The organism is Seonamhaeicola sp. MEBiC01930 (genome assembly GCF_045277075.1).
Lineage (GTDB): Bacteria > Bacteroidota > Bacteroidia > Flavobacteriales > Flavobacteriaceae > Seonamhaeicola.
Map to the genome: position 1 here is coordinate 1,777,330 of NZ_CP104270.1, position 12,969 is coordinate 1,790,298.

Genomic DNA, 12,969 nt, shown 5'->3' on the forward strand with positions numbered 1-12,969 from the left:
ATTCTAAAACCTTAATGTTACTCCTAGCAAGAAATTTGTTGTAGCCTGCGGATAGTAACCTGTTCCCTCTATTGTTGTAATGGCATTCGGGTCTGACCAATCATCATCATATGTGTAATAATATCCATTAGAAACATATTCTTTATTAAAGATGTTATTTACTAAAGCAGACAATATTATTGACTTAAACAACTTTTTGGGCTTAATTTCATAATTAACATTTATGTCGTTTACGAAATAGCTATCCAACATAGAAAACTCCGAATCTACATTACCCATATATTGTTCTCCCACATATTTACTTAAAAGAGATAACTGTAAATTTTCCACCGGGAAAAAGTTAAGAGCATTACCTATAACTAAGTCAGGTGAAAAAGAAATATTGGTATCACCTAAATTTACAAGTGCTCCATCAATAGAAGATGTGAAGTCCTTATTTTTATTACTACTTATTGCTACATTAGTAGATGTGCTGAATGATTTGCAAAACTGAATATTCGCATCTATCTCTAAACCTAATCTGTAACTTTCTCCGCTAGTTGCTCTTATAGGGCTACCAACATCATCTAACCCTCCAGTTAATACTAATTGGTTTTGATAGAACATGTAATAAAGGTTTGAACTTAAAGCTACCTTTTCAGTGTTATATCTCCATCCTAATTCAATGTCATTAAGGGTCTCATTTTCTGTTATTCCATTTTCAAAATCATCTCTATTAGGTTCTCTATTGGCTCTTGCATAGGATGCATAGAAACTATTATTCTCACCAGAAGCATAGGTTAAACCAAATTTTGGATTAAAAAAGCTAAAATCTGCGTCTGTAATGAATTCATCTCTATCAGAATTCAATCCGTTGGTTTTATAACTTACAAAACGACCTTGTAAATCTGCAAACCCTGTTAATTCATCAGATAATTTAAAAGAGGCTTTAGAGAACACACTAAAATCATTTTTGGTGGCGTCCCCTTGGTAGTAACGGTCACGGATATTTGTGTTTGCTGCTAAATCACTTCCCCAAATCACTTCTCCAAAATGATCTCCTGTATACACACTATAAGACAAACCAGAAATAATTTCAATAGCCTCATTTTTATAAGTTACGTTAGCATTGGCTACATAAAAATTATTGTCTAACCATCTTCTAACAATAACATCAGAATCATCTTCAATTAGGTTGGCAAAATCTGAAGCAGATTCTTCAGGTTTGTATTGCTCAAAATACCCTTTTCCTTTAGTGTAGTTTAAACCAATGTTTGTAGACCAATTATTGTCAAACCTTTGGTTCCAGTGCAATTGGTAGTGATCTTGCCAATAATTGTCAGTTTCATTATTGTAAGTGTACGGGTTTTGACGACGATTTTCCTGTAACTGAGTAGCGTCTAATCCATACCAAGATTGATAAGTGTATTCAGCTCCTCCAAAAGTTAAAGCTTTTATTAAGGTGTTTTCATTTTTATAAACTCCTTGTAAAAAGTAGGCTTTTAAATCTGAAAATGCTCTATCTACATAACCATCAGAATCAATTTTAGAGAAACGTCCAGATACCTCAAAATGATCATTTATTAAACCAGTACTTAATTTAACAGTATGTTTTCTGGTGTTATAACTACCAAAACTATTTGAGATTTCAGCAAAAGCTTCATCAGAATAAGCATCAGTTAATAAGTTTAAACTTGCTCCAAAAGCACCAGAACCGTTAGTTGAAGTTCCTACACCACGTTGTAATTGTAAACTTTCTGTTGAAGATGCAAAATCACCTAGATTCACCCAAAAAGTGCCTTGACTTTCAGGGTCGTTATAAGGAATACCGTTAATTGTAACATTAACACGAGTAGCGTCTGTACCACGTACACGGATACCTGTGTAACCAACCCCAGCTCCAGCATCACTTGTTGTTACTACTGATGGTAAATAGTTTAATAAAATAGGTAAATCTTGTCCTAAATTACGTTTGGCTAATTCCTCTTTACTCACATTAGAGTGGGTGATAGGAGAATCTGCATCTACTCTTACGGCCTTAACTAAAACTTCGTCTAGTTTTTCTGTTTTGGTAGAATCTTGCTTTACTTGATTTTGTTGCGCATTGGCGCCGACTGATAACACTAAAAGTGTTAAAAAAAGAAATAGGTTTTTCATTACGAAATAAATAAAATTTAAATCGAATAAAAAGAGGTAATTATTCTTTATTGTTAATAATTAATTATGAACGCTATAAATATCTAGTTAAAATTTAGTTTAGCAATTAGTATCAAACCGGATAAACTAATTGTAGTTACTAAAATGTCTACTAGACATTTTTTTACGTTCCTTTCCTAAACAGCATTACCTGTTCTAGGTTCAATGGGTATGATCTCAGCCAATTTTAGGCACCCCTTTTTGAGAACGGCGCAAATGTACAACCAATTCTTAAAAAAGTGTTAACTTTTTAAGAATTATTTTGTCAATCAAGGTTTGGTCTCCTCCTGTTTGCCTTTTTCTCAGCAAGTTTTCGTTTATTTCTTAAGCGCTTTCTTATAACCGATTTAGGGATTTTGGTAGGTACCCGCCTTCTTCTAATTAATAAAGCATTACGTATTAGCTCTAAAAACCTTCTAATTACAATGCTTTTATTTTTGTGCTGACTCCTGCTTTCATCGCAGTGTAAAATCAAAACACCATGCTTTGTAAGTCTAGACTGAAGTTTTAATGCTAACCGTTGTTTTTGATCTTCTGAAAAAACTAAGGATTGGTCTAAATTAAAACTTAGTTCTATTTTAGAAGCCACTTTATTTACATGCTGACCACCGCTACCAGAACTCCTAATAGCTTTAAATTGTAATTCTTTTAAAAGCGCTTCTTTATTATACATTAAGATGCCTGATGCGCAGGTTTTAATAAATCGATTGCTGTTTTTACCGGATTAAATGTTGTTAAAGGCACTTCAACAAAAATGGTATTCCAAAATGCCATGCTACCATTCCATAAACCAGGTAATTCAAGCGCTTTAATATCTATGCCATTTTTAGATTTCATGGTTATGAATGATGTGTTATGGTCTACAAAGTCTAAAAGGTTGAATTTTTGGCCTTTAAAGTTTTTAATACCGCAGACTAAATCTACTGGGTTAAAATGAGTTGCATTACTTAGAATGTCTGATTGTACTTTATTGTTTGTGTTTATTTGAGCAGATTCAACAATTTGTAAAGACACCGTTCCGTTTTGGTCTTCTACCCAAAATGGTCCACCACCTGGCTCTCCCTCATTTTTCACCATTCCACAAACTCTGATAGGTTTGTCTAGTTGCGATTTTAAATAGGCTTGCTTATCTGAAGCTGATAAATCATCAAAATCTTCAGTTAAGACTACATTTAGTTTTTGAGCCAAGAATGAGGCAATTTCTAACATTACCGCTTCCGTGATTGCTCCGCTTTCCATTAAATTTAAATAGTTGAAAGCTTGTTCTTGTACTGCTATTAAAACACCAGCTAAAATCTTTTTAGAGTTTGAAATGGCATCATGCTGTTCCTGCACAACAACATTATCTATGTTTTTTATAAAAACAATATCACTATCTAAATCGTTAAGGTTTTCTAATAACGCACCATGACCAGAAGGCCTAAACAATAAACTGCCATCATTTTCTCTATACAAGGTGTCATCTGCTTTTATAGCAATAGTTTCTGTTGAACTTTTTTGAAACGAAAAAGATACATTAAACTTAGAATTTGTTTTGGTTTCTATGGGCTCTTTTATTTCTTCTAAAATTGTATTAAACTTTTCCTCATGAGCCTCAGAAATGGTGAAATGCAAATTTGCTTCTCCGTTTGAAGAAGCGTATAAAGCGCCTTCGTAAAAATGCTCTTCGAAAGCTGTAGCTATATTGTTTTCGTATTTATGAAATGGTAATAAGCCCTTTGGGAAAAAGCCGTAGTTTAATTTATCTTCATCTAACATTGTTTTTACAAATACAAAACATTTTCTGTCGTCCGATAAATTTTTAAAATTGGATGAGGCATTTGCAGACACATCCCTTAGAAATGGTAAATCCTCTAAATGAGAAGAAAATTTAGCAATCATTTTATTATCTGTTCTAGAAATAAAAGCTTCTAAACTCTCATTCTCAGGATTAAAATCTTTAACAAATTCAAATAAGAATTTAAACATTCTACTCGCTGCACCTGATGCAGGGACAAACTTTAGTAAATTTTTGGTTTTACTTTTTGTGTTAAAAATATCCAGATACGTTTTCTCATTTTCTATTTTAAGAATTCCGTCTCCAATTGTTGCGGCTTTTTTTAAGTTGCTAAAAGCCATTCCTGTTTTAATTAACTCTATTTGGGCATTAACTTTTTCTAGAGTTAAACCATTGTTAATGATTTGTTGTAAATCTTTGTCTGAAAAATTCATTTTTTTAGTAGTAGGTTATCAATATGTTTGGTTGCTAATTTAAGTCGTTCTTGTTTACTTCCTTTTAAAAGAACATATGGTTTGTTGTATTTTTTTAGTGCTGCTTCAAATGTGTTAAACATTTCTTCGCGTTCTTGGGGTTTATCTCTTAAATCATCTGCCTCCCAAGGGACGTCAATATAAGTTAAAAAATACAAATCGTAAGTATTTTCTATAGCGTATTTTTCTAGAATTGGGTCGCAATTGCCTTTATAATAGGCTTCAGAATATACTTTAGTTTCCAAAAGATCAGTATCACAAATTAAAACAGTATCTGTTTTTTGAGCCAATTCATTCTCTAAACGTATTTGTCCTTTCGCAATGGGTAATAAGTCTTCTGGTTCGCATGTTTTACGTTCGTTATTCCATTTGTTTTGTAGATACGCTCTGGCATATTCTGGAACCCAAATAGAATTATAATATCTGGCCAACTGCCTAGATAAAGTAGTTTTTCCAGTAGATTCTGGTCCAAACAAAACTACTTTTAAGCAGTTTGAAGGTTGTTGTTTAAGATTTTTTTCCATGCTAAATACCCGAATATTGCTATAAAAGTAAATAATAAATATTGTAAACTGGTAAGGGTGAAACCTTTATAAAAATAAAGTGGTGTAGATATTATATCACCAATTATCCAAAAAATCCAGTTTTCAATTTTGCGTCTTGCCATTAACCACATGCCTACAAAGAATATGGCCGTTGTTATGGTATCTATATAAGCTACCCAACTAGTCCATTTGTCAAAAGTTTTGTAAACTAAAAACACAAACAAGAGTGTTGCAATAAAAATATAAATACTTGTTGTTTTCTCTTTTTTTGTAGTTCTAGAAATTGGTGTAACGTAAGAATCATTTACTTTTCTAGTCCAAATGTACCAACCGTAAACACTCATAATAAAGTAATAACCGTTTATCATCATGTCTCCTAAAAGTTCCCACTTAAGAAGTAAGTAAACAAAAATTGCAGTACTAATCATGCCTGTAGGGAATACCAAAACATTATTTTGTTTTGAAAACCAAACTGATAAGAAACCAAATATAATGGCAATAGATTCTAAAACAATATCTACTGTTTCATATTCTGTATATTGCCCAAATAAAAAATCAAAAATGGGGCTCATAATCGTGTCTGTCTGATTTTACAATTTTCATATATAACAAGCCACGTTCAATCAAATCAAATGCTTCCTTTATTTCTATAGTTAACACTTGCATTACCTCATTATAATCTCCATAAACTTGTGTGCTTAATGGATTTTCTAAAACTTTTAAATTTGAAGCCCTTAATTTTTTAATGAAATGAATAATTGCTGGTTCAAAATTATCTTGTAATGGTGTTAATGTTAATTCTACTGATATTTTCATAAATGTATAATTCTTAATGAGATGCTGAAACAAGTTCAGCATGATAATTTACTTTTTTAAATCGTCAAAAAATGATTCGTCTTCTTCAAAGGCAGTGCCAATAACTACAAGATCTGCGCCGCTTTTATATGCTAACTCTAATTGTAGTTTTGTTCTAATTCCTCCACCAACAATAAGTGGAATTTTTATGCCTGCTTTTACTTTTATAATAATTTCACTTGAAATAGGGTTAATGGCACCGCTTCCTGCTTCTAAATACATGAGTTTCATTCCTAAAAGTTCGCCAGCTTTAACAGTATCTGCTATTTCTTGAATGTTATTTAAGGGTTTTGTTTTAGTCACTCTTTCAACAGCGGTTTCTTTTCCGCTCTCAATTAAAACATATCCGGTAGAAATCACCTCTAGGTTTGTTTTTGATAATTTAGAAATAGATTCCACATGTTTCCCAATTAAATATTCTGGGTTTCTGCCAGAAATTAGGGATAAAAACAAGAGTCCATCAGCGGTATTTGTGATTTGATTAACATCTCCAGGAAATAATATCACTGGAAGTTGTGTGTGTGTTTTAATCGCTTCAACCAAAATGCCAGTTGCATTTTCACCTACAGTACTCCCACCAATAAAAATATGAGATGCTACAGATTGATTTAGTTTTGAAATAAAACTTGGAACGTTTTTTAAAGTCATTTTATCAGGATCAATTAAAACTGCTAAAAGCTTTTTTCCTGATGTTACGGAGTTTATTATGTTTTGGTAAACAACTTTCATTATAAAACGTATGCGCAAGTAAAGCCTTCAAACTCTAAATAGGTTGCCGTGTATTTATGTTTCTTTTCTTTGTAGTCAATCCATGCACTTGATGTAAAATCATTATCAGAAAAAGGAATAGTTAAACAATGTTCTTTAAAACTCAATCCTGGTGTTGCAAAAAGCTTATAGAGCGATTCTTTAATACACCAAGTTACCGTTAGTTTTTTCACATAATCAGTTTCGTCTTCATTTAAATAACCATACTCATAGCCAATAAATTTATGGGCAATTATTTTTATTTTTTCTCGTTGTTTTTCAATATCTATTCCAACCAAATCATCGCTAATAATGACTGCAGAAAAAATAAAAGAATGTGTTATCGAGATTTGTTTTCCATCTTTTAAATGGGGTTTTCCAAGTTTGTCATAAAACAAATCAGCATCCTGATATCCAAATTCTCTAAGCAAATGACGTACACTTAAAAAGCCACGTTGGTGCATTTCACTCTTCATGCCTTCAACGCGCTTAATACTTGAACTAGTTAAATTTAAAGGAGCTATTAAATCTTTGTAAGATTCAGTAATCTTCCAGATTTTAATACTGGTTTTTGGGTTATGGATAATGGATTTATATAGAGGCATTTACTTTTATGAAAGTTATTCGTTATATTTGTCGTGTAAATTAAGACCCACAAATATAATAATATGAGTACAAAAACACTTACCTATGTTCCTAATAAGGTTAAAGATATCTCTTTAGCTGCCTGGGGAAGAAAAGAAATTGAATTAGCTGAGGCTGAAATGCCTGGATTGATGAGTTTACGTGAAGAGTATAAAGATACTCAACCGCTTAAAGGTTCACGTATTGCCGGTTGTTTGCATATGACTATTCAAACTGCAGTATTGATTGAAACCCTTCAAGCTTTAGGAGCTGAAGTAACCTGGAGTTCATGTAATATTTTTTCAACACAAGATCATGCTGCTGCTGCCATTGCTGATGCTGGTACTGCTGTTTATGCTTGGAAAGATATGAATGAAGAGGAGTTTGATTGGTGTATAGAGCAAACCTTATTCTTTGGGGAAGATAGACAACCACTTAACATGATTCTTGATGATGGTGGTGATTTAACCAATATGGTTTTAGATAAATATCCAGAATTAGTTTCTGGTATTAAAGGTTTAAGTGAAGAAACCACAACGGGTGTTCACCGTTTATATGAACGTGTAAAGAATGGTACTTTACCTATACCGGCAATAAATATAAACGACTCTGTTACAAAAAGTAAGTTTGATAATAAATACGGTTGTAAAGAAAGTGCAGTAGATGCTATTCGTCGTGCAACAGATATTATGCTTGCCGGAAAACGTGTTGTTGTTTGCGGTTACGGTGATGTTGGTAAAGGTTCTGCTGCCTCGTTTAAAGGAGCTGGAAGTATTGTAACCATTACAGAAATTGATCCTATATGTGCACTACAAGCTGCAATGGATGGTTTTGAAGTTAAAAAATTAGAAACTGTTATTGGTAATGCTGATATTGTTATTACAACAACAGGAAATAAAGACATAGTACAGGGACAGCATTTTGAGGCTTTAAAAGACAAGGCAATTGTTTGTAACATTGGTCATTTTGACAATGAAATTGACATGGCTTGGTTAAATGCCAATTATGGAGATACTAAAGTAGAAATCAAACCCCAGGTAGATAAATATACTTTAAACGGGAAAGATGTTATTATTTTAGCCGAAGGTCGTTTGGTAAACTTAGGCTGTGCTACTGGTCACCCAAGTTTTGTGATGAGTAATTCATTCACAAATCAAACATTGGCTCAAATTGAACTTTGGAATAATTCTGAGGCTTATAAAAATGATGTTTACATGTTACCTAAACATTTAGATGAAAAAGTAGCGAAATTACACTTGGCAAAAATTGGTGTTGAGTTAACAGAGCTTCGTGAAGACCAAGCAGAGTATATTGGTGTTACTGTTGCAGGTCCATACAAACCAGAACATTACAGATATTAAGATTCCTTAAAAAGAAAGCTTATTTTTAAATAGAATAAACCCCAGGCTAATTAGTTTGGGGTTTTTATTTTTTTATACTAATATATGGAAGGTTTCAATATAGACTACATTGAAATTATTGGTTTAATAGCTGCAGTGTTAACAACATCAGCTTTTTTGCCACAGGTTTATAAAACTTGGAAAACTAAAGATGTTTCTTCCTTGTCATTACCTATGTTTGTGATATTTTTTATTGGTATTTTATTTTGGCTTATCTACGGGATGTTAACTAAAAGTGTTGCTATGATTTTAGCCAATTCTATTACTATAATTTCTTCGTTTTTACTACTCTATTTTAAAGTTAAGTATGGTAGGAATAAATAAATTTCTTTCTATTTAAGGGTTTTTTATCTGGTTAGCTTTTTCAATTAAAGAAAACGCAATTAAACTCTAGTAATCCGGTATGTTTTATTTTATTCTTAACAAAAGGTTAAATTTGTTATTTTTTTTTCATTAAAACAAAAATATTCAAATAATTATTCAATATTAATTTTAAATTTGTAACCATTTTTAATAAATAACTATAAAATCGTTATAACTTATGAAAATTGGTATTCCTATTGAAATTAAAAACAACGAGAATCGCGTTGGAATGACACCCTCTGGCGTGTTTGAATTAACTAAAAGAAACCATACCGTTTTTATACAAAAGGACGCAGGTTTTAATAGCGGATTTTTTAATGAAGATTATATTAATGCTGGGGCAACTATTCTTGATTCCATAGAGGAGGTGTATGCTGCTGCTGAAATGATTGTAAAGGTGAAAGAACCTATTGAAAGGGAGTATTCCTTAATTAAATCACATCATATGGTTTTTACCTATTTTCATTTTGCGTCTAGTGAGGTTTTGACTAGGGCTATGATTGACAGTGGAGCCGTTTGTATAGCTTATGAAACGGTTGAGGGTGAAGATGGTTCTTTGCCATTATTAATCCCAATGTCTGAAGTAGCAGGTAGAATGTCAATTCAACAAGGTGCTAAATATTTAGAAAAACCAATTAAAGGTCGTGGTATTTTATTGGGAGGTGTTCCTGGAGTGCCCCCGGCAAAAGTTGTTGTTTTAGGTGCTGGTGTTGTCGGGTATCAGGCCGCTAAAATGGCTGCGGGGTTAGGAGCTTATGTTATAATAATGGATATAAATATGAAAGCATTACGTTATGTAAGTGATTCTATGCCTAATAACGTAATTAGCGAATTTTCAAGTGAATATAATATTAGAAAACATATAAAAGATGCCGATTTAATAATTGGAGGTGTATTAATAAAAGGAGCTAAAGCGCCTAAATTAATTACTAGAGATATGCTTAAAGAGATGCGCCCTGGAACAGTGATCGTGGATGTAGCAGTTGATCAAGGCGGATGTTTTGAAACTACCAAACCAACTACACATGAAGAACCAACATATATTATTGATGGTGTGGTGCATTATAGTGTTGCTAATATGCCAGGAGCAGTGCCTTATACTTCTACTATGGCATTGACAAATGTAACTTTACCCTACGTAATTAAATTGGCAAATGAAGGCTGGGAAAAAGCCTGTGAAAATAGTGCACCTTTAGCAAAAGGATTAAATGTGGTTAATGGTAAAATTGTATATAAAGAAATTGCTGAAGCTTTCGATTTAGAATTTGAAATGGCTTAGGGATATTTGAGCTGATTAATAGTGAAAAACTCTGATAATTTGTTTGTCGGAGTTTTTTTGATTCTAAAAGAAGGGTTGCTGTTAAAATTTGTTAAATGATCCGTTTTAGAATCTGACAAAGTTTCAGTAGCCATTTAGTGGTGCAATTATTGCTATCTTTACTATATAAATTAAAAATAAAATTATGTTTGGATATTATATATTAATTGGAGCTATTATGTTGGCAAGTTGGTTGGTAAGTAATACTTTAAAGCGAAAGTTTGAGAAGTATTCTAAAACTCAGTTGCGTAATGGTATGAGTGGAGCAGAAATTGCTCAAAAAATGCTATCAGATCATGGTATTTATGATGTAGAAGTTATATCTACTCCAGGAAAATTAACAGATCATTATAATCCAAAAAACAAAACGGTTAACTTAAGTGAAGCTGTTTATCATGAACGTAATGCAGCAGCAGCAGCTGTAGCGGCGCATGAATGTGGTCACGCTGTGCAACACGCACAAGCTTATAGTTGGCTGCAAATGCGTTCCACATTAGTGCCTGTGGTTAGTGTAAGTTCAGGTATGTCTCAATGGTTAATTATTGGAGGTCTTATTTTAGGTGGGGCTGCTGGATTAGGTTTAGGCTGGTGGGTTGCTGTTGCAGGTTTAGTGCTGATGGCTTTTGCAACCGCTTTTAGTTTTATCACGCTCCCTGTTGAATATGATGCTAGTAACCGTGCTTTAGCATGGTTAAAGAACAAAAATATGGTATCACAAGAAGAATATAAAGGATCTGAAGATGCACTTAAGTGGGCTGCAAGGACCTATTTAGTAGCTGCTATTGGAGCATTGGCTAACTTGTTATATTGGGCACTACAAGTTTTTGGTAGAGACTAATATTTTCAAATTATAACTTATAAATGGCTCTGATTTTTCAGAGCTTTTTTGTTCCTTTAATCCACAAATGAAACTTAATGAATAAACCAATAGAATATTATAAAGACCACCAAATAAAATATCAAGCTAAAGCTAAGGCATGCCAAAAAAGAATGGTGACTTTAAGTTTATTACGCTTGGTAGTTTTTAGTTTGACTGTTTTTGGTATTTATTTGGCGTTCAATGTTTGGCAATTGGCAGTGTCTATTGGTATAGTTGGTGCTATAGTGTTTGTAAAACTCCTTTCAAAATATACTGATGTAAAACAAGAAAAGGCTTTTAATGAAGCTTTGGTTGAAATTAATAAAGATGAAATAGAAATAGCTTCCGGAAATTATCATGATAGGGATAAAGGATTACAGTTTCAAGACCCAACACACTTTTACAGTTTAGATATCGATTTATTTGGTCGTGGGTCGTTTTTTCAATTTATGAATAGAACACATATAAATGAAGGAACAGAGACTTTAGCTTCTTTGTTAAAAGCGAATAATGTAAAAGAGATTCCTATAAGACAAGAAACTATAAAAGAGCTTTCTAGTAAACCAAAATGGCGCCAGCATTATTCAGCAACATCTAGCTTGGTTACAGTAGAAACCCCGGCAAAAGAGATTATACATTGGCTAAAGCATTATAAAGCATTTCTTCCAAATATGATGAAGTGGTTACCTATAGTGTTTAGTTTGGCTACGGTTGTTTTATTTGGATTCATATTGCTTAATATAGTTGATGTTTCCTTATTAGGATATTGGTTGTTTTTAGGGCTTGGAATTACTGGGCGATATGTGAAGAAAACCAATGTATTGTCTTTATATACAGATAAAGTTAAGGATACTTTTAGGCAGTATTCGCAATTACTTAAACATATAGAGGAAGAAGAATTTGCTTCGGTTCTTTTGAAACAAAAGCAAGATAAAATTAGGTCAGAAACGAAAAAAGCATCAGCTATTTTTAACGAATTATCAAGAGGTTTGGATGCTCTAGATAATAGGAACAATATCATAGGGGCTATTTTTGGGAACGGATTCTTTTTAACCGATATTAAAAATGCATTTCGTATTGAAGCATGGATTAAAAAGTATGCCCATAAAGTGGAAGATTGGTTTGAAGTAGTGTCTTTTTTTGATGCCTACAATTCCTTAGGAAATTATGTTTACAATCACCCTGATTTCATTTTCCCAGAAATACTTGAAAATAAAGCGGTTATAAAAGCTGAAAATTTAGGGCATCCCCTTTTAGATAAAACCAAAAGAGTTGATAGTGATTTAACTATAGATAACGAGCAATTCTTTATTGTTACAGGGGCAAATATGGCTGGGAAAAGCACCTTTTTAAGAACCGTGTCCTTACATATTGTAATGGCTAATATAGGTCTGCCTATTTGCGCTAAAACAAGTCAGTATTCTCCGGTAAAATTAATTACCAGTATGCGTACTACAGATTCGCTTACTGATGATAGTTCGTATTTCTTTTCAGAGTTAACTAGACTTAAATTTATTGTTGATACCATAGCAAAAGAACCTTATTTTATTGTTTTAGACGAAATATTAAAAGGAACCAATAGTACAGACAAAGCTATTGGCTCAAAAAAGTTTGTTGAGAAACTAGTGGCTTCTAATGCTACTGGAATTATTGCTACCCATGATTTGAGTTTATGCGAGATTGAAGAAGAATTGGAAGATGTGAAAAACTACTATTTTGATGCCGAAATAATTGATGATGAATTGCATTTTGACTATAAATTAAAAAAAGGTGTATGTCAAAATATGAATGCGTCTTTTTTGTTAAAGCAAATGGATATTGTGTAAAATCTAA

At 32.6% G+C, this 12,969-nt stretch carries 13 protein-coding genes; 5 read left to right on the forward strand and 8 right to left on the reverse strand.

The features are described from left to right. Nucleotides 1-3 precede the first annotated feature (3 nt). The 8 genes from N1F78_RS07740 to N1F78_RS07775 all read right to left on the reverse strand — a co-directional run bounded on the left by N1F78_RS07740 (nt 4) and on the right by N1F78_RS07775 (nt 7,177). The gene (locus N1F78_RS07740; protein WP_406685602.1) at nt 4-2,136 is read right to left on the reverse strand and encodes a TonB-dependent receptor; all 2,133 of its coding nucleotides are present in this window, start codon (nt 2,134-2,136) and stop codon (nt 4-6) included. A gap of 304 nt (nt 2,137-2,440) precedes the next feature. Then, nucleotides 2,441-2,848 carry an alternative ribosome rescue aminoacyl-tRNA hydrolase ArfB gene (arfB, locus tag N1F78_RS07745; RefSeq protein WP_406685603.1) on the reverse strand — a complete coding sequence of 136 codons (408 nt, stop codon included), beginning with the start codon at nt 2,846-2,848 and terminating at the stop codon, nt 2,441-2,443. Beyond that, on the reverse strand, nt 2,848-4,386 hold the full coding sequence (locus tag N1F78_RS07750) for a DUF4301 family protein (RefSeq protein WP_406685604.1): 1,539 nt from the start codon (nt 4,384-4,386) through the stop codon (nt 2,848-2,850). Before N1F78_RS07750 ends, arfB begins: the two co-directional genes overlap by 1 nt. Further along, nucleotides 4,383-4,949: an AAA family ATPase gene (locus N1F78_RS07755; RefSeq protein ID WP_406685605.1), complete on the reverse strand. Its 567-nt coding sequence runs from the start codon at nt 4,947-4,949 to the stop codon at nt 4,383-4,385. Before N1F78_RS07755 ends, N1F78_RS07750 begins: the two co-directional genes overlap by 4 nt. Further along, nucleotides 4,910-5,542 (reverse strand): nicotinamide riboside transporter PnuC, encoded by a 633-nt coding sequence (pnuC, locus tag N1F78_RS07760; RefSeq protein WP_406685606.1) that lies wholly within the window; start codon nt 5,540-5,542, stop codon nt 4,910-4,912. Before pnuC ends, N1F78_RS07755 begins: the two co-directional genes overlap by 40 nt. Beyond that, nucleotides 5,526-5,786: a thiamine-binding protein gene (locus tag N1F78_RS07765; protein WP_406685607.1), complete on the reverse strand. Its 261-nt coding sequence runs from the start codon at nt 5,784-5,786 to the stop codon at nt 5,526-5,528. Before N1F78_RS07765 ends, pnuC begins: the two co-directional genes overlap by 17 nt. Nucleotides 5,787-5,834: 48 nt before the next feature. Beyond that, nucleotides 5,835-6,554 carry a geranylgeranylglyceryl/heptaprenylglyceryl phosphate synthase gene (locus N1F78_RS07770; protein ID WP_406685608.1) on the reverse strand — a complete coding sequence of 240 codons (720 nt, stop codon included), beginning with the start codon at nt 6,552-6,554 and terminating at the stop codon, nt 5,835-5,837. Beyond that, nucleotides 6,554-7,177, reverse strand: coding sequence for a 4'-phosphopantetheinyl transferase family protein (locus N1F78_RS07775; RefSeq protein WP_406685609.1), 624 nt, complete (start codon nt 7,175-7,177; stop codon nt 6,554-6,556). The genes N1F78_RS07770 and N1F78_RS07775 overlap by 1 nt, the downstream gene beginning before the upstream one ends. A 63-nt stretch (nt 7,178-7,240) precedes the next feature. Here N1F78_RS07775 and ahcY point away from each other — a divergent pair, with 63 nt between their 5' ends. From ahcY to N1F78_RS07800, 5 genes are all read left to right on the forward strand, one after another. Beyond that, the gene (ahcY, locus tag N1F78_RS07780; protein WP_406685610.1) at nt 7,241-8,557 is read left to right on the forward strand and encodes an adenosylhomocysteinase; all 1,317 of its coding nucleotides are present in this window, start codon (nt 7,241-7,243) and stop codon (nt 8,555-8,557) included. A gap of 84 nt (nt 8,558-8,641) precedes the next feature. Beyond that, nucleotides 8,642-8,920 (forward strand): SemiSWEET family sugar transporter, encoded by a 279-nt coding sequence (locus tag N1F78_RS07785; RefSeq protein ID WP_406685611.1) that lies wholly within the window; start codon nt 8,642-8,644, stop codon nt 8,918-8,920. 217 nt (nt 8,921-9,137) lie between these two features. Then, on the forward strand, nt 9,138-10,238 hold the full coding sequence (gene ald / locus N1F78_RS07790) for an alanine dehydrogenase (protein ID WP_406685612.1): 1,101 nt from the start codon (nt 9,138-9,140) through the stop codon (nt 10,236-10,238). 184 nt (nt 10,239-10,422) lie between these two features. Further along, nucleotides 10,423-11,115 (forward strand): zinc metallopeptidase, encoded by a 693-nt coding sequence (locus N1F78_RS07795; RefSeq protein ID WP_406685613.1) that lies wholly within the window; start codon nt 10,423-10,425, stop codon nt 11,113-11,115. Between the two features lie 77 nt (nt 11,116-11,192). After that, nucleotides 11,193-12,962, forward strand: a complete 1,770-nt coding sequence (locus tag N1F78_RS07800; RefSeq protein ID WP_406685614.1) for a MutS-related protein — start codon at nt 11,193-11,195, stop codon at nt 12,960-12,962. Nucleotides 12,963-12,969 lie beyond the last annotated feature (7 nt).